Source organism: Vogesella mureinivorans (assembly GCF_007644035.1).
In the GTDB taxonomy this organism is placed as follows: domain Bacteria; phylum Pseudomonadota; class Gammaproteobacteria; order Burkholderiales; family Chromobacteriaceae; genus Vogesella; species Vogesella mureinivorans.
This window is the reverse complement of record NZ_VMTV02000577.1, coordinates 168,840-185,378: the sequence shown is the minus strand read 5'-3', so window position 1 is coordinate 185,378 and position 16,539 is coordinate 168,840. Positions and strand designations below refer to the sequence as shown.

16 protein-coding genes are annotated in these 16,539 nt (G+C 59.8%); 2 read left to right on the top strand and 14 right to left on the bottom strand.

Annotated elements, in window-relative coordinates:
• Positions 1 to 196 precede the first annotated feature (196 nt).
• The 7 genes from oppF to FLQ44_RS15450 all read right to left on the bottom strand — a co-directional run bounded on the left by oppF (position 197) and on the right by FLQ44_RS15450 (position 7,393).
• Positions 197 to 1,183: a murein tripeptide/oligopeptide ABC transporter ATP binding protein OppF gene (gene oppF, locus FLQ44_RS15480; protein ID WP_147695136.1), complete on the bottom strand. Its 987-nt coding sequence runs from the start codon at positions 1,181 to 1,183 to the stop codon at positions 197 to 199.
• Positions 1,176 to 2,168, bottom strand: coding sequence for an oligopeptide/dipeptide ABC transporter ATP-binding protein (locus FLQ44_RS15475; protein WP_147695135.1), 993 nt, complete (start codon positions 2,166 to 2,168; stop codon positions 1,176 to 1,178). Before FLQ44_RS15475 ends, oppF begins: the two co-directional genes overlap by 8 nt.
• A 10-nt stretch (positions 2,169 to 2,178) precedes the next feature.
• On the bottom strand, positions 2,179 to 3,096 hold the full coding sequence (locus FLQ44_RS15470) for an ABC transporter permease subunit (RefSeq protein WP_147695134.1): 918 nt from the start codon (positions 3,094 to 3,096) through the stop codon (positions 2,179 to 2,181).
• A 40-nt stretch (positions 3,097 to 3,136) separates the two neighbouring features.
• The gene (oppB, locus tag FLQ44_RS15465; protein WP_147695133.1) at positions 3,137 to 4,057 is read right to left on the bottom strand and encodes an oligopeptide ABC transporter permease OppB; all 921 of its coding nucleotides are present in this window, start codon (positions 4,055 to 4,057) and stop codon (positions 3,137 to 3,139) included.
• A gap of 171 nt (positions 4,058 to 4,228) precedes the next feature.
• On the bottom strand, positions 4,229 to 5,845 hold the full coding sequence (locus FLQ44_RS15460) for a peptide ABC transporter substrate-binding protein (RefSeq protein WP_240801301.1): 1,617 nt from the start codon (positions 5,843 to 5,845) through the stop codon (positions 4,229 to 4,231).
• 226 nt (positions 5,846 to 6,071) lie between these two features.
• Positions 6,072 to 7,103 carry a dihydroorotase gene (gene pyrC, locus FLQ44_RS15455; protein WP_147695132.1) on the bottom strand — a complete coding sequence of 344 codons (1,032 nt, stop codon included), beginning with the start codon at positions 7,101 to 7,103 and terminating at the stop codon, positions 6,072 to 6,074.
• Between the two features lie 59 nt (positions 7,104 to 7,162).
• Positions 7,163 to 7,393, bottom strand: coding sequence for a sulfurtransferase TusA family protein (locus tag FLQ44_RS15450; protein WP_147695131.1), 231 nt, complete (start codon positions 7,391 to 7,393; stop codon positions 7,163 to 7,165).
• Between the two features lie 80 nt (positions 7,394 to 7,473).
• On the opposite strand from FLQ44_RS15450, the gene FLQ44_RS15445 reads away from it, so the two are divergent.
• Both FLQ44_RS15445 and FLQ44_RS15440 read left to right on the top strand, forming a co-directional pair.
• Positions 7,474 to 8,247, top strand: a complete 774-nt coding sequence (locus tag FLQ44_RS15445; RefSeq protein WP_147695130.1) for an NRDE family protein — start codon at positions 7,474 to 7,476, stop codon at positions 8,245 to 8,247.
• Positions 8,244 to 8,786 (top strand): CNP1-like family protein, encoded by a 543-nt coding sequence (locus FLQ44_RS15440; protein WP_147695129.1) that lies wholly within the window; start codon positions 8,244 to 8,246, stop codon positions 8,784 to 8,786. Before FLQ44_RS15445 ends, FLQ44_RS15440 begins: the two co-directional genes overlap by 4 nt.
• Positions 8,787 to 8,836: 50 nt before the next feature.
• Here the strand turns inward: FLQ44_RS15440 and lpxC are convergent, their stop codons facing one another.
• The 7 genes from lpxC to murG all read right to left on the bottom strand — a co-directional run bounded on the left by lpxC (position 8,837) and on the right by murG (position 16,535).
• The gene (gene lpxC, locus FLQ44_RS15435) at positions 8,837 to 9,748 is read right to left on the bottom strand and encodes a UDP-3-O-acyl-N-acetylglucosamine deacetylase (protein ID WP_170253003.1); all 912 of its coding nucleotides are present in this window, start codon (positions 9,746 to 9,748) and stop codon (positions 8,837 to 8,839) included.
• Between the two features lie 97 nt (positions 9,749 to 9,845).
• A complete protein-coding gene (ftsZ, locus tag FLQ44_RS15430) occupies positions 9,846 to 11,030 on the bottom strand; it encodes a cell division protein FtsZ (RefSeq protein ID WP_147695127.1) in 1,185 nt (394 codons plus the stop codon).
• Between the two features lie 51 nt (positions 11,031 to 11,081).
• Positions 11,082 to 12,317 carry a cell division protein FtsA gene (gene ftsA / locus FLQ44_RS15425; RefSeq protein WP_147688128.1) on the bottom strand — a complete coding sequence of 412 codons (1,236 nt, stop codon included), beginning with the start codon at positions 12,315 to 12,317 and terminating at the stop codon, positions 11,082 to 11,084.
• A 15-nt stretch (positions 12,318 to 12,332) separates the two neighbouring features.
• Positions 12,333 to 13,061, bottom strand: a complete 729-nt coding sequence (locus FLQ44_RS15420; protein ID WP_147695126.1) for a cell division protein FtsQ/DivIB — start codon at positions 13,059 to 13,061, stop codon at positions 12,333 to 12,335.
• Entirely contained in the window at positions 13,051 to 13,962 is a 912-nt protein-coding gene (locus FLQ44_RS15415; RefSeq protein WP_147695125.1) for a D-alanine--D-alanine ligase, read from the bottom strand. Before FLQ44_RS15415 ends, FLQ44_RS15420 begins: the two co-directional genes overlap by 11 nt.
• 43 nt (positions 13,963 to 14,005) lie before the next feature.
• The gene (murC, locus tag FLQ44_RS15410; protein WP_147695124.1) at positions 14,006 to 15,400 is read right to left on the bottom strand and encodes a UDP-N-acetylmuramate--L-alanine ligase; all 1,395 of its coding nucleotides are present in this window, start codon (positions 15,398 to 15,400) and stop codon (positions 14,006 to 14,008) included.
• Between the two features lie 40 nt (positions 15,401 to 15,440).
• Positions 15,441 to 16,535, bottom strand: a complete 1,095-nt coding sequence (gene murG, locus FLQ44_RS15405) for an undecaprenyldiphospho-muramoylpentapeptide beta-N-acetylglucosaminyltransferase (protein WP_147695123.1) — start codon at positions 16,533 to 16,535, stop codon at positions 15,441 to 15,443.
• Between the last annotated feature and the right edge of the window lie 4 nt (positions 16,536 to 16,539).

Below are 16,539 nucleotides of genomic sequence, written 5' to 3'. Positions count from 1 at the left end.
CACAGCAATAAACGTAAGGAAGCCCTGCCCAAGACCGTGCTTCAGGCCACAGACAACGCACCGGGCTAGCGGGCACCAACAAAACCAGACCACACAAACACGTGAAGCGGCAACCTGGTTATTGAATAAGAAAAAGCCCGGACATGTCCGGGCTTTCTTGGCACCTGGGTTGGCCGCATGCGGCCAACTTGGGCGCTTATACCAGCAAGCAGGAGGTCTGCGTGGCGGCGGTAACCGCGTGCAGCTTGATCTCTTCTTTCGCGCAGCGATCTACCGCTTTCGGGCAGCGGGTACGGAACACGCAGCCGGATGGCGGGTTGATCGGGCTAGGCAAATCGCCCTGCAGGATCTGGATCGTCTTGTTACGCTCCAGCTTCGGGTCGGGGATAGGAATGGCCGACAGCAAGGCCTGGGTATACGGGTGGGCCGGCTTGTCGTACAGCGCGTACTTCTCGGCCAGCTCCATCTCGCGGCCCAGGTACATCACCAGGATGCGGTCGGAGATATGCTTCACTACCGCCAGATCGTGCGCGATGAAGATCAGCGACAGGCCCATCTCGCGCTGTAGTTCTTTCAGCAGATTGATGATCTGCGCCTGAATGGACACGTCCAGCGCCGATACCGGCTCGTCGCAGATAATCAGCTTGGGCTCCAGAATCAGCGCGCGGGCAATACCGATACGCTGGCACTGGCCGCCGGAGAACTCGTGCGGGTAGCGGTTGATCATCTGCTCGCGCAGGCCCACCTTCACCATCATGGCGCGTACGCGCTTCATGATGTCATCCGGCGACAGCTCCGGGCGGTGTACGCGCAGCGGCTCGCCAATGATCTGGGCAATGGTCATGCGCGGGTTCAGCGAGGCCAGCGGGTCCTGGAAGATCATCTGGATATCCTTGCGGACATGCAGCCAGTCTTTATCGCTGCCCTTGCGCAGGTCTTTGCCCATCCACAGGATTTCGCCGTCGGTGGCGGGAATCAGGTTGAGAATGGCGCGGCTCAGCGTGGACTTGCCGCAACCGGACTCGCCCACCACGCCCAGGGTTTCACCTTCGTACAGGTCGAAGCTGACACCGTCTACCGCTTTGAGCGTCCGTTTTGCTGTCCACGGCCAGTCGTTATTCCCTTTTACCTTGAAGTGCACTTTGACATCGCGCACCGATAGCAGCAGTTTCTTCTCAGCCATGGCTCAGCTCCAGTTTCAGTTCAGCCACTGGCTTGTGGCAAGCACGCAATACGGCCGGGTTGGCCGCAGATGGCAGCAGGCCAGGCAGTACGTCTGCGCACTGTGCCGAGGCATGGGCACAACGCTCGGTAAACGGACAGCCTTTAGGCATGTTCGCCATGTTTGGCGGGTTGCCCGGAATGCTGACCAGCGCATCGCCGTCGTGATCCAGGCGCGGCAGCGCGCCCAGCAGGCCGATGGTGTAAGGGTGGGACGGCTGATAGAAAATGTCGTTGGCGGTGCCGTATTCCATGACGCGGCCACCGTACATCACCATCACTTTTTCGCACAGGCCGGCGACCACGCCCAGATCGTGGGTAATCATCACGATGGCGGTGCCAAAGTCACGCTGCAGCTCTTTCAGCAGGGTAAGAATCTGCGCCTGCACGGTCACGTCCAGCGCGGTGGTGGGTTCGTCGGCGATCAGCACTTCCGGCTCGCACAGCAGGGCCATGGCGATCATCACACGCTGGCGCATACCGCCGGAGAACTCGTGCGGGTACATATCGATACGGCGGGCGGCCTCGGGGATGCGTACCGCTTCCAGCAGCTCGATGGCGCGCTTCTTGGCCTGCTTGCGGGTCATGCCCTTGTGCAGCTCCAGCACCTCGGTCATCTGGCGCTCTACCGTCAGGTAGGGGTTCAGCGAGGTCATCGGATCCTGGAAGATCATGGAGATACGGTCGCCGCGAATACCGTTGAGCTGTTTCGGGCTCATGGTCAGCAGGTTCTGGCCTTTGTACAAGGCTTCGCCAGTGGGGCGGCCGTTCTTGGCCAGCAGGCCCATCATGGCCAGTACCGACTGGCTCTTGCCAGAGCCGGACTCGCCGACAATACCCAGCGTCTGGCCGGCATCCAGCTCGAAACTGACACCGTTTACTGCATTGACCATGCCGTCCGGTGTCTGGAACTGCACGCCAAGATTATTAACTTTCAAAAGGCTCATGGCGTATTCCTTAGCGGTCTTTCGGGTCCAGCGCGTCGCGCAGGCCGTCACCGATATAGTTGGCACAGTACAGGGTGATGGACAGCATGGCAGCCGGGAACAGCAGGATCCACGGCGTGGTTTCCATCACGCCGGTACCGTCTTCGATCAGCACACCCCAGCTGGTCATCGGCTCTTGTACGCCCAGACCCAGGAAGGACAACACCGACTCGGTCAGAATCACGCCTGGCACGGTAACGGTGGTGTAGATCACCACGATACCCAGCAGGTTGGGCACAATGTGACGGAAGATGATGTTGGGGGTGGACACACCGATAGCGTGCGCGGCTTCGACAAATTCCTTGGACTTGATAGACAGCGTCTGGCCGCGTACCACGCGCGCCATGTCCATCCACGAGAACACGGTAATGGTCAGCACCACCAGGTAGAACTCGCGGCCCAGCAGGGTCACCATCAGGATGGCGATCAGCAGGTAAGGCACGGCGTACATCATGTCCACGATACGCATCATGATGGTATCGACCTTACCGCCCATGAAGCCGGCGGTGGCGCCCCATACGATGCCGATGGTCACCGAGGCGATGGTCGCCAGCAGGCCCACCATCAAGGAGATGCGGCCACCGATCAGGCAGCGCACCAGCAAGTCACGCCCCAGTTCGTCGGTACCGAAATAGTGCGCACCTTCCATGCCGGGCGGCAGGCTCATGGCGTTCCAGTCGGTGTCTTCGTACGAGTACGGCAGCACCATGGGGCCAAAAATACAGGCGAATGCAATGATGGTGAGGATGACAAGGCTGACAACCGCAGCCTTGTTACGGAAAAAACGCTCGCGGGCATCGCGCCACGGGCTGCGACCTTCAATAGCGGCCGCATTGATGTTGGCCTCGATGGCCCCGGCCAGATCGCTTTGTTTGCTTCGGGAAAACATGTATGACTATCCTCGCTGGTAGACGTATCCAAGACCGCGCTTAGTAGCGGATCTTCGGGTCAAGCAATGCATAACACAGGTCAACCAGCAGGTTGATCAGCACCGCCACCACGGTTACCAGTACCACCAGGCCCAGTACCAGGGTGTAATCGCGGTTGGACGCACCGTTGATAATCAGCTTGCCCAGCCCCGGCAGCGAAAATACCGACTCGGTTACCACGGCACCGGTAATGGTGGAAATGGCAATCGGGCCTACCACGGAAATCACGGGCATCAGGGCAGGTTTCAGCGCATGACGCATCACGATGGTTCGCATTGGCAGGCCTTTGGCCTTGGCCGTACGGATGAAGTTGGAGTTCATCACTTCAATCAGGCTGCCACGCATCACACGGCCAATGGTGGACACGTTGATGAAGGTCAGCAGCGCGATAGGCAGCACCATGTAATGGATCTTGTAGTCGTTCCAGCCGCCCGCCGGCAGCCAGGCCAGCCAGATGGCAAACACCAGAATCAGTACCGGGCCGATCACAAACGAGGGGAAGGCACTACCCAGGTTACCGATCAGCATCACGAAGTAATCAACCAGGCTGTTCTGGCGCAGCGCGGCAATGGTACCCAGCACGATACCGATCACCACCGACAGCAGCAGCGCGGTACCGCCGATCAGGGCGGAAATCGGCAGCGCATTGGCCACCAGATCGTTCACGCTCCAGTCCGCGTAACGGAAAGAGGCGCCAAGATCGCCTTGCAGCAGGCTCTTGAGGTAGTACAGGTATTGCTGCCACAGCGGCAGGTCCAGATGATATTTGGCCTGCAGGTTGGCCATGACAGCAGCAGAAATTTTGCGTTCGGAATCAAACGGGCCACCCGGGGTGGCGTGCAACATCAGATAACAGACAGTGATGACGAGCAACAGGGTGGGGATCGTCATCAATACGCGTCGAAAAGCGTAAGACCACATGGGAGTACTCCAGGTCGGTAGCAGCATACGGCACGCACAGGCAGGGTCGCCCCCTGTGCTATTGCTCGAGGCATGCGGCAACTACCACTTCCAAATCAGACCGGGTGACCCTGTAGAGGATGCACCCGGTCTTCGTTACGAAGGAAAATCCTTCAGGCTGGCGACATCAACTTAGTGCTTGATGATGTACAGGTCCTTGTTGCGGTAGCGGTCCAGCGAGTTCTTGCCGGTATAGCCGCCCACATAAGGTTTCACCAGTCGTGGCGTGGTGTAGGACAGCAGCGGGATGATCGGGTAGTCGTCCATGATCATCTTGGTCGCCTGGGTCAGCAGCTGCTTGCGCTTGGCTGCGTCTTTCGCCTGGTTACCCTGCTTGATCAACTCTTCTGCTTTCGGGTTGCAGTTGCCGTTGTCGTTCTGGTCGGAACCACACTGCACCAGGGTCAGGAAGGTAGTGGCGTCGTTGTAGTCAGCTACCCAGCCGTTACGGGCGATCTGGTATTCACCATCGTGACGCTTTTTCAGCAGTACCTTGAACTCCATGTTTTCCAGCTCGGTGTTCAGGCCCAGCTTGGTTTTCCACTCGGAAGCGGCAAAAATCGCCATTTTCTTGTGGTATTCACTGGTGTTGTAGGTGAACTTGATCTTGCTGCCAGCCTGCAGGCCTGCGGCGGCCAACAGTTTCTTGGCTTCGGCCACGCGCTGTGCCATCGGCCATTTGGCCCAGTCGTAGGTGGTGGCATCGGCACCGGCAGTACCCTTCACCACCACGCTGTAGGCTGGCAGCTGGCCGTCGGCAGTGATCTTGGCGGCCAGGATGTCACGGTCGATCACCATGGACAGCGCCTGACGAACGCGCTTGTCTTTCATCACCGGGTCTTTGGCGTTCAGGCTGTAGTAACGCAGGCCCAGCATAGGCGAGTTGCGTACATCCTTAGGCAGCTCGGCCTTGTATTTTTCGTAGGTGCCTGGGGGCAGCTGGTACACCCAGTCGTTCTCGCCGGATTGGTACAGTTTTACGTCAGCAAAACCATCTTCGATCGGCAGGTAGGTGACTTTGCTCAGCACCACGGCCTTGGCGTCCCAGTACTGCGGGTTTTTCTCGATAACGATCTTGCTGTTAACTGCCCAGTCTTTCAGCACAAACGCACCGTTGCCCACCAGTTTGCCCGGCTTGGTCCAGTCTTTGCCGTGCTTTTCGATAGCATGACGCGGCGCGGGGCCCAGCTGGTTGTTGGACATGACTTCCGGCAGGAACGCTACCGGGTAAGGGGTCTTCACTTCTACGGTGAGCTTGTTGATGGCTTTGATGCCAATGTCGGTCAGCGCTTTTTTACCTTCGGCGGCTTCAACACCGTTCAGCAGGAAGGCGCCGTAAGTGGAAGCGTACGGGGAGGCAGTTTTCGGGTCCAGGAAACGGCGAATGCCATATACCACGTCGTCGGCAGTCACTTGCACGCCATCAGACCACTTGGCGTTCTTGCGCAGCGTGAATACCCAGGTAGTCGGGTCGGTCTGTTTCCAGGATTCGGCCAGGCCCGGCACGATACGGCCATCGTTGTCGGCAGCGGTCAGCGCTTCGAACAGATCACGGGCAATATTGTTGGCACCTACCGACTCGGCCAGGGCCGGGTCCAGGGACTCCGGCTCGGAGCCGTTGTTACGAGTCAGCTCTTGTTTGGCAGCCAGTTGTACACCGGCTGGCACTTTAGCAGCAAAGGCAGCATTAGCACCCATGGCCAGCACGACAGATGCGGCCAACACGCTGAAAGACATATTCTTTTTCATATTCTCCTGCTCTCCTTGAACAGAGGTGGCCCGTCTTGATGCGGGCCACCCGAGAAAAACAAACTGTGTGTATACAGTACGCAAAGGCGAGGCAATTATGCACAGCACACATGGCTACTACAAGCCCCGAATCGTCACTTCAGCGTCACATTGCTTGCAATGCGTAGCATTTCTTGCACTTATTCCTTTGAGCTAAGCAATTTTGGACTAGTTACATGAGCATTACTCATGGTACGCATCGCCATTGCACATACTCCCCTGCGCGCAGGGGGACAAGCACGTCATTTCCATAAGACAAGGTAGCCGGTACCTGCCATGCTTCGCGTACCAAGCTTAGGGTGTCGGTGTTGCGCGGCAGTTGATAAAAATCAGGTCCGTTGAAACTGGCGAAGGCTTCCAGCTTGTCCAGTGCGCCGGCCGCATCAAAGGCCTCGGCGTACAGCTCGATAGCGGCGTTGGCGGTGTACATGCCCGCGCAGCCACAGTCGCTTTCCTTGGTGTGGCGGGCGTGCGGGGCACTATCGGTACCCAGGAAAAACTTTTTGCTGCCACTGGTGGCGGCCGCTACCAGGGCCTGGCGGTGCGTTTCACGCTTTAACACTGGCAGACAGTAATGGTGCGGGCGAATACCGCCGGTAAACAGCGCATTACGGTTCATCAGCAGGTGGTGGGCGGTAATGGTGGCGGCGATATTGTCACCGGCGGCTGCCACGTACTCGGCAGCCTGGCGGGTGGTGATGTGCTCGAACACCACGCGCAGCGTGGGCAGGCGCTTGAGCAGCGGCTCGAACACGGTATCGATGAACACCGCTTCGCGGTCGAACACGTCGATGGCCGGGTCGGTGACTTCACCGTGCACCAGCAGCGGCATGCCTACCTCGGCCATGGCTTCCAGCGCGGCCATGGCATTGTTCACATCGCGCACCCCCGCATCCGAGTTGGTAGTGGCGCCTGCCGGGTACAGCTTGATGCCGTGTACAAAACCGCTAGCCTTGGCCAGGCGCACTTCTTCGGCCGTGGTGGTCTCGGTCAGGTACATCGTCATCAGCGGCTCGAAAGTACTGCCGGCCGGGCGCGCCGCCAGAATGCGGTCGCGGTAGGCTGCGGCCAACGCTACCGTGGTCACCGGCGGTTTCAGGTTGGGCATGATGATGGCGCGGCCCATCTGGCGGCAGGTATCCGGCAGCACGGCAGCCAGCGCTTCGCCATCGCGTACATGCAGGTGCCAGTCATCGGGGCGGGTAATGGTGAGTTTCATTGTTTGACCTTATGCAATCAGCAAGATAAAGAAAAGGCGCCACCCAGGGCGCCTGTTTGTCATTTACGGCGAATCAATAGCGCAAAACGGCCGTCTGGCTGCACCAGCGATTCCAGCAGCACATTGCCGGTCTGGCGGCAGAAAGCTTCAAAATCCTTCGGGGCGCCGGGGTCGGTGGCCAGCACCGACAGCACTTTGCCGCTGTCCATGGTCGCCAGGGCTTTCTTGGCGCGCAGGATAGGCAGGGGGCAATTCAAACCGGACAGATCCAGCGCGATATCTGGCTGCATACACTCATCCTCCAGGCGTATAGCGGTTACAATCAAAACGTTATTTTAAGGGCCTTGGGCCAAATGCCCAAGAACAGCACATGTGCATTATTGCTTTTGCCTACAAGACCCCCGCACTGGGGCCATTGTGCCTGCTGGCCAACCGTGACGAATACTACGCCCGCCCCGCCCTGCCGCTGGATTTCTGGCCGGACTACCCGCAAATACTGGGTGGCCGCGATGTACAAGCCGGCGGCAGCTGGATGGCCATCGACACCCGCGGCCGCTTTGCCGCAGTGACCCATATCCGCGACGGGCGGCCAGCCAAGGCGGCGCGCTCGCGTGGCGAGCTGGTGCAGCGTTTTATTAGCGGGGACGACAGTGCGCTGGATTTCGGGCAATGGCTGAAACAGCACGGCAGCGAATTCGGGGCGTTCAACCTGATGTTTGGCCAGGTAGGCGACCTGCTGCACTTCAACAGTCGCACCAAGGTTCTGAACCGCGTAGCACCAGGCATCCACGTCTTGTCTAACGCAGACATGGACACGCGCTGGTATAAGAGCGAGCAGCTGCGCAGCCAGCTGGCTACGCTGAAACGCCCGCCTGCCGATGCCGACGTGCTGCCGTGGCTGATGAACCCGGAGCAGGCACCACCGGAACAGCTACCCAATACCGGCGTCGGTTCGGCGCTGGAAAAAATGCTGTCGCCGGTCTTTATCGTTGGCCGCGACTATGGCACACGCTGCAGCAGCATCATGAACGTTTCGGCGCGCGGCGATGTCAGTTTTACCGAGGTAAGCTACGGCATGGGCGGGCGCGAAAGCGGACGCCGCCGCCACCAGCTTCGTATTGGACAAATCAGGAAAATACCGTGAAAACCCGTCTTATCATGCTAGGCCTGCTATGTGCGGCCAACCTGGCTCACGCTGATCTTTCCGGCAAGGGCCGCGAGCGCAAGCATAACTACATCGATGAAGGCCCATGGCAAGAACAATTGCTACCATTGCCCGCTTACGGGGGAATGGACTGGGTAGAACTGGAGAAGCCAGCTACGCTAAAGGGGCAATTGTTCATCGATAGCAAAACCCTGCTGTTGGCCGAAGACCGTACCGTACGCTTTACCCTGCTACAGCTAAGTAGTGGTGGCATCGAGAACATCAGCCACGAAGGCGTGCATTGCGGCGAGCGCACCCAGCGCAGCTATGCCTATGGTGACAGCGTCAATAAACGCTGGATTGAATCCATGCGCAAGGAGTGGCGCAAGCTGGACCGCAACAATCTGGCCATGAAAACCGTCGTGCAGGCACTTTGCCCGGACAACACGCCACCGCTCAATGCCGCAGAATTGAGCGGCAACCTGGCAAAGGCCAGCACCATGGCCGGGCCCACCAAAATAGAACCTATCCGCAAGTAAGTGCCAAACAAAAAAACCGTGCTTCGGCACGGTTTTTTCATGTTACGACATCAGGCCAACTCTGGCAGCCGGTGAAAGCTGCCCGGCGCGTCTTCCGGATTATCAAAGGTGACGAATTCCCACGCGTCGGGGTTCGCCAGCATCACGCGTAACAGTTTATTGTTCATGGCATGGCCGGATTTATGGCCACTGAATGCCGCGATAAGCGGGTGCCCAACGATGTACAGGTCACCGATGGCATCGAGAATCTTGTGGCGGACAAACTCGTCCGGAAAGCGCAGGCCCTCCGGGTTCAGCACATATTCGTCATCGATCACGATGGCGTTGTTCAGGTTGCCACCCCGGCCCAGGCCGTGGCTACGCATGTACTCTACTTCGTGCATGAAGCCGAAAGTCCGTGCCCGGCTGATCTCTTCGATATAGGAATGGCTGGCAAAGTCCACGCTCACCGTCTGCGGGGCACGGTTGAACGCCGGGTGGTTGAACTCGATAGATAGCTGCACGCTAAAACCGTCGTACGGCGCCAGCTTTACCCACTTGTCGCCCTCTACCACCTCTACCGTTTGCTTCACGCGGATAAATTTTTTGGCCGCAGATTGCTCCTCAATCCCCGCCGTTTGCAGCAGGAAAATGAACGGTGCCGACGAGCCATCCATGATGGGCATTTCGGCACCGGTCACATCCACAATCACATTATCGATGCCCAGCCCTGCAAAAGCGGACATCAGGTGTTCGATCGTGCCGACACGCACACCGGTCTCGGTGACCAGTGTCGAGGAGAGGCGCGTGTCGTTCACGAGCGCAGGCCGTACCGCCACCTCGTCCTGCGTGGGCAGGTCGGTGCGGCGGAACACAATACCGGTATCAGGTGCAGCCGGGTGCAGGGTCAGTTTGACCCGCTCGCCGGAATGCAGCCCAACGCCAGTGGCGCTGATAGCCTGTTTCAGCGTGCGTTGCAAGATCATGACGGGCTTTCGGACATATCGATTGCTGACAGTTTAGCATAGCCGCGCCATGCGGCTAATTGATTACCAACCAGCAATTAATTGCCCTACGCTATCAGTCAGCCTGCTTGCGCAAAAACGCCGGAATATCGTAAGACTCGCTTACTTCCGGGTCCGAAAAATCGGTGGAAATCGGCGCACGACGGCCACGATTGCGTATTACCGCAGGCGTATCCAGGCCGTTGAAATCCATTTCCATGGCGACATTATCGGTACCGGTTTTCACGATCTTGATGTAGTCCGGGCGCTCGTCGCGGTTGCTGACTGGTTTTTGACCCAGGCCAGTTGCGATCAAGGTCACGCGGATGGTGTCTTCCGGCATGTCTTCCACTTCGGCTGTACCGAATTTGACCTGTGCGTCTTCGTCTGCGTACTGACGGATGATGCCCATGATCTCGCGGTATTCGCTCATTTTCAGGCAGCCTGGCGCGGTAGAAATGTTCACCAGCACGCCACGTGCGCCTTCCAGCGTGATGTTGTCCAGCAGCGGGCTGGCAACAGCTTGCTCGGCGGCCACGCGGGCGCGGTCGATACCCGAGGCAAAGGCCGAACCCATCATGGCCAGGCCCATTTCGCTCATGACCGCACGCACGTCGGCAAAGTCGACGTTGATCAGACCCGGGCAGGTAATCACTTCGGAAATACCGGCTACCGCGCCTTTGAGCACATCGTCGGCAGCACGGAAGGCTTCACGCATGGTGACGTCTTCGCCCAGTACGGCCATCAGTTTTTCGTTCGGGATCACGATCAGCGAATCCACGTGCTTTTTCAGCAAGTCGATACCGTCGTTGGCCACACGCAGGCGCTTGCCTTCGTGTTCGAACGGGCGGGTCACCACACCTACGGTCAGGATGCCCAGTTCTTTGGCCACCTCGGCCACCACTGGCGCCGCGCCGGTACCGGTACCGCCACCCATGCCGGCAGTCACAAAGACCATGTTGGCACCGCGCAGCATCTCGGCGATGCGTTCGCGGTCTTCCAGGGCGGCATTGCGGCCGGTATCAGGGTTGGCACCGGCGCCCAGGCCTTTGGTCAGATTGTTGCCCAGCTGCAGTTTCTGCGGTGCCTTGTTGCGTTTCAGCGCTTGGGCATCCGTGTTGGCGCAGATGAATTCCACGCCTTGCACCTGGTTACTGATCATGTTGTCGATGGCGTTGCAGCCGCCACCGCCCACACCGATCACCTTGATGACTGCCTCGGTAGCAGTCTCCTGCATTACTTCGAATACCATGCCGCTCATTTTTCCTCTCCTGTAAAAAGATGAGCTATTGTCGGAATATTCCGTTTTGCCTTAAAAGTTACCGGCAAACCAAGCCTTCATACGCTGGAACACTTGCCCCACACCGGCGCTTTCGCTTTTCTGGCCAACGCGAGGATGCATCTGGTCCTTGCCGTACAGCAGCAAACCGACACCTGTAGAGAAGCGCGGGTTTTTGACTACCTCGGACAAGCCACCTACATACTTGGGTACACCGATGCGCACGGGCAGGTGGAAGACCTCTTCGGCCAACTCCACCATGCCGGGCATCAGGCTGGCGCCACCGGTAATGACGATACCGGTAGACATTTCTTCAAAACCACTGCGGCGCAGCTCTTGCTGCACCAGCTGGAACAGCTCTTCCACACGCGGCTCGATCACCTCGGCCAGCGTCGCGCGCGACATCTGGCGCGGGCCGCGCTCACCTACGCCCGGCACCTCGATCATCTGGGCGGCGTCGGCCAACCCGACCAGTGCCACACCGTGCTGGATCTTGATGTCCTCGGCTTCTTTGGTCGGGGTACGCAGCGCCATGGCGATATCGTTGGTGATCTGGTCGCCGGCAATGGGGATCACCGCGGTATGGCGGATAGCGCCGTTGATGTACACGGCGATATCCGTGGTACCACCACCAATATCGATCAGGCACACGCCCAGTTCTTTTTCGTCTTCGCTCAGCACGGCACTGGCGCTGGCCATCGGCTGCAGCACCAGGTCAGACACTTCCAGGCCGCAGCGGCGTACGCACTTGGCGACGTTTTGCGCCGCAGAAATGGCACCGGTCACAATGTGTACCTTGGCTTCCAGGCGTACACCGCTCATGCCCAGCGGCTCGCGCACGCCTTCCTGGCCGTCGATGCTGTATTCCTGGGTAAGGATGTGCAGCACCTGGTGATCGGGCGGGATCGACACCGCACGCGCGGTTTCGATCACGCGGTCGATATCCATCTGCGTCACTTCACGGTCCTTGATGGCCACCATGCCGTGCGAGTTCACACCCTTGATGTGGCTACCGGCGATGCCGGTAAACACCTCGTTGATCTTGCAGTCGGCCATCAGCTCGGCCTCTTCCAGCGCCCGCTGGATGGCCTGCACCGTGGATTCGATATTCACCACCATGCCGCGCTTCAGACCGCGCGAGGGCACTTGACCCATGCCCACGATGTTGATCTGGCCTTCTTCCAGCACTTCGGCGACGATCGCGACGATCTTCGAGGTGCCGATATCCAGGCCCACCAGCATGTTTTTGCTTTCCTTAGGTTTGCTCACCTGTCGCTCCAACGCTTAAAGCTTGTTTGTTGCCGTAGGCGGTGCCTTGTAATCGGGCATCCGCACAGCGAATCCATTGGGATAACGCAAATCCACATACGTAATGCGGTATGGCAGCGTGGCCAGGCTGTGTGACCAGTGGTCGACAAAACGCGTCAACCGCTCAGCCACCGGGCCACGCCCCAGTTCCAGCGTTACACCGTTGTCCAGTTCCATTCGCCACGCCCTGCGCTCGGACAGCCATAAACGCACTGGCTGCAAGCGGGCGGGCTGCAAACGCTGCCGGAACTCCTGCAGTGCCTGCATCATTTCTTTTTCACTCGCTGCCGGGCCGTACATCACCGGCAGCGGCTGGTCACTGGCAGCATCAAACCAGCGCCCGGTGGTACTGATCAGCCCCTGGTCCCCCCAGCGCGCCAGCGCAACATGCTCGCTGACCGTAATATCCAGCCGGTCTGGCCAGGCACGCCTTACCTGCACCTGGTTTACCCAGGGCAGCTTTTCAAAGGCATGGCGCGTTTTGTTGATGTCCAGCGTAAAAAACGTGCCGGTCAGTTCGTTTTGCGCGATGTACTTCAACTGCACCGGCGTCACCTTGGCCACCTGGCCAGCAATGTGAATCCGCTTTACCGGGAACAAGGGCGAGTGTGTCAGCCAGTAGCCCCCGGCATACAACAACATCAATAACGAGGCGGTCAGCAGCAGGTTGGCCACTGCCCGCAATACCGCATGGTTATCCCACATGAGCGGCTGCCAGCACCTTGACGCACAGGTCCTCGTAGCTCAGGCCTTCGGCCCGCGCCGCCATTGGTACCAGGCTGTGGCTGGTCATGCCGGGGTTGGTATTGGCTTCCAGCAGATAGATGCCATCCTGTTCGTCCATCAGGAAATCAATCCGCGCCCAGCCCTGGCAACCCAGCACCTTGAACGCCTGCAGCGCCAGCTCGCGCGCGCGCGCTTCCACGTCGGCCGGCAGGCCGCTAGGGCAGCGGTATACCGTGTCGTCACGGAAATACTTGGCCTGGTAGTCGTAGTACTCGGTAGCCGGCTCGATCTTGATGGTGGGGTAGGCCTGGCCGTCGATCACGGCACAGGTGTACTCGCCACCACCGATAAACTGCTCGGCAATCACGATGCTGTCGTACTGGCGTGCTTCTTCGTAGGCGGCTTTCAAGCCACCGTGGGTTTTCACCTTGGTCACGCCGATGCTGGAGCCTTCGGTAGACGGCTTCACAAAGATCGGCAGGCCCAGCTGCTGTTCGATGGCGTCGAAATCGCTATCGTCGTTCAGCAGTTCAAACGCCGGAATCGGCAGGCCCGCGCCTTTCCACAGCAGTTTGGTACGCCATTTGTCCATGCAGATGGCCGATGCCATCACGCCGCAGCCGGTGTACGGCATGCCCAGCGCTTCCAGCGCGCCCTGCAGGGTGCCGTCTTCGCCAAACGGGCCGTGCAGGATGTTGAATACGCGGGCGAAGCCCTCTTCTTTCAGCGCCGACAGCGGTTTCTCTGCCGGGTCGAACGCATGCGCATCCACACCCTTGCTTTGCAGGGCGGCCAACACACCGTTGCCACTCATCAGCGAGACCTCGCGCTCGGCGGAGGTACCGCCCATCATGACTGCTACTTTGCCAAACTGCTTCATGCTGTCCTCACTACCGCACCGCGTGGGCGCGGAATGCTATCTGTCAGGCCTTGGCGGCCGCTACCAGTTTGGCGGGGATACCACCAATCGACCCGGCACCCATGGTGATCACCACGTCGCCATCACGCGCCATATCGGTAATGGCTTGCTGCATATCGGTAATCTGTTCCACGAACAGCGGCTCTACCTTGCCGCCTACGCGCACGGCACGCGCCAGGGCGCGGCCATCGGCGGCCACAATCGGTGCTTCGCCGGCGGCGTACACTTCGGCCAGCAGCAGGGCATCCACGCGGCCCAGCACTTTCACAAAGTCTTCAAACAGGTCGCGGGTGCGGCTGTAGCGGTGCGGCTGGAAGGCCAGCACCAGGCGCTTCTCGGGGAAGGCACCCCGCACTGCGGCCAACGTGGCGGCCATTTCCACCGGGTGGTGGCCGTAGTCGTCGATCAGGGTGTAGCTGCCACCATCCTTGGCCGGCAGCTCGCCGTAACGCTGGAAGCGGCGGCCCACACCGGCAAACTCGGCCAGGCCTTTCTGGATGGCGTCGATCTCGGCACCGCACTCCAGGCCGATCACGGTCGCGGCCAGTGCGTTCAGTACGTTATGGCGGCCAGGCATATTCAGGGTGACCGGGAAGCGCAGGCCTTCTGCCTTCACCACCACGTCAAAGTGCATCTGGCCAGCATCGGCTACCAGGTTGGCCGCATACACGTCGGCGCTGTCGTCCAGGCCGTAGGTGGTTACCGGCTTTTTCAGCTGCGGCACAATGCTGCGCACGTGTTCGTCGTCTACGCACAGCACCGCACGGCCATAAAACGGCAGGTGGTGGATGAAATCCACAAAGGCCTGCTTGAGCTTGTCGAAGCTGTGGTCGTAGGTGTCCATGTGGTCGGCGTCGATATTGGTCACCACCGACATCACCGGCTGCAGGTACAGGAAAGACGCGTCCGATTCGTCGGCTTCGGCCACCAGATACTCACCGCTACCCAGGCGGGCGTTGGTGCCGGCAGCGGTCAGCTTGCCGCCAATCACGAAGGTAGGGTCCAGGCCCGCGGCACCCAGCACCGAAGCGGTCAGGCTGGTGGTGGTGGTTTTGCCGTGGGTGCCGGCAATGGCGATGCCCTGTTTGAAGCGCATCAGCTCGGCCAGCATCATGGCGCGCGGGATCACCGGAATATGGTGCGCCTGTGCTTCGCGTACTTCCGGGTTATCGGCTTTTACCGCCGTAGACGTCACCACCACATCGGCGCCCTTGATATAGGTAGCGTCGTGGCCAAAGTAGATATGCGCGCCTTGCTCGGCCAGGCGTTTGGTCGCCGTGTTGTCGGCCATGTCGGAGCCGGACACGGTGTAGCCCAGGTTCAGCAACACCTCGGCAATGCCGCACATGCCGACGCCGCCGATACCGACAAAATGAATGTGTTTGACTCTATGTTTCATCGTTCTTCTCACCCACTGCCCGCCACACGGCGGCAGTTACTTAATCCTGATCAGCCAGTGCCTGGCACAAATCGGCGACGGCACGGGCCGCACCGGGCTTGGCCAGCCCCTTGGCACGCTCGGCCAGCTGTTGTAGCTGGCTGCGCTGCAAACCGCCCAGCAGTGCTGCCAGCTGTGGCGGGCTCATGTCTTGTTGCGGTACATGGATGGCTGCCTGTGCTGCCGCCATCCAGGCCGCGTTATCACGCTGGTGCGAGGTAGTGCTCACCACCAGTGGCACCAGTACGCTGGCCACACCCGCTGCGCACAGCTCGCTGATGGTAATGGCGCCAGCCCGGCACACAATCACGTCGCAAGCCGCCAGGCGCGCCGGCATGTCATCGATAAACGGCAGCAGCGTCACATCGCGGCCAACTTGCAGCCCGGCCGCTTCATACGCTGCCTGCACTGCGGCAAAATTCTTGTCACCGGTCTGGTGGACCAGCTGCGGGCGCTGGCCCGCTGGCAACAGCGCCAGCGCAGCCGGCAGCGTGTCGTTCAGCACCTTGGCACCCAGGCTACCGCCTACTACCAGTACCTGCAGCGGGCCGCTACGGCCAGCAAAGCGCTGCGCGGGTGGCGGCAGGTCTTCAATTTCGCGGCGTACCGGGTTGCCGGTCACCACCGACTTCTTCACACTGCGCGCCGCTTCGCCATCAAAACCACAAGCCAGATGATCCGCGAAAGGCAGCAAGGCCTTATTGCTTAACAACAAGCCGGCATCAGCATTTACCATCACCAGCGGTTTCCACAGCAGCGCCGCGGCCAGGCCGGTAGGCAGGCACACATAGCCGCCCATGCCCAAGACCACGTCCGGGCGGTGCTGGAACATCAGCACCAGGCTGCGGACAAACGCCGCCACCAGCTGGAAGACGCCTTTGACCGAACCCAACGCCCCTTTGCCACGGACGCCGTGGAAAGCCAGGCGAATCAGCTCGAAACCGGTAGGCGGCACCAGCTTGTTTTCCATGCCGCGCTCGGTACCCACCCACAGTACTTTCCAGCCACGGCTTTCCAGTTCGCGTGCAACGGCGATGCCCGGGACAATATGCCCACCGGTACCTGCTGCCATCACCATCACTGTACGCTTTGCCATCGTT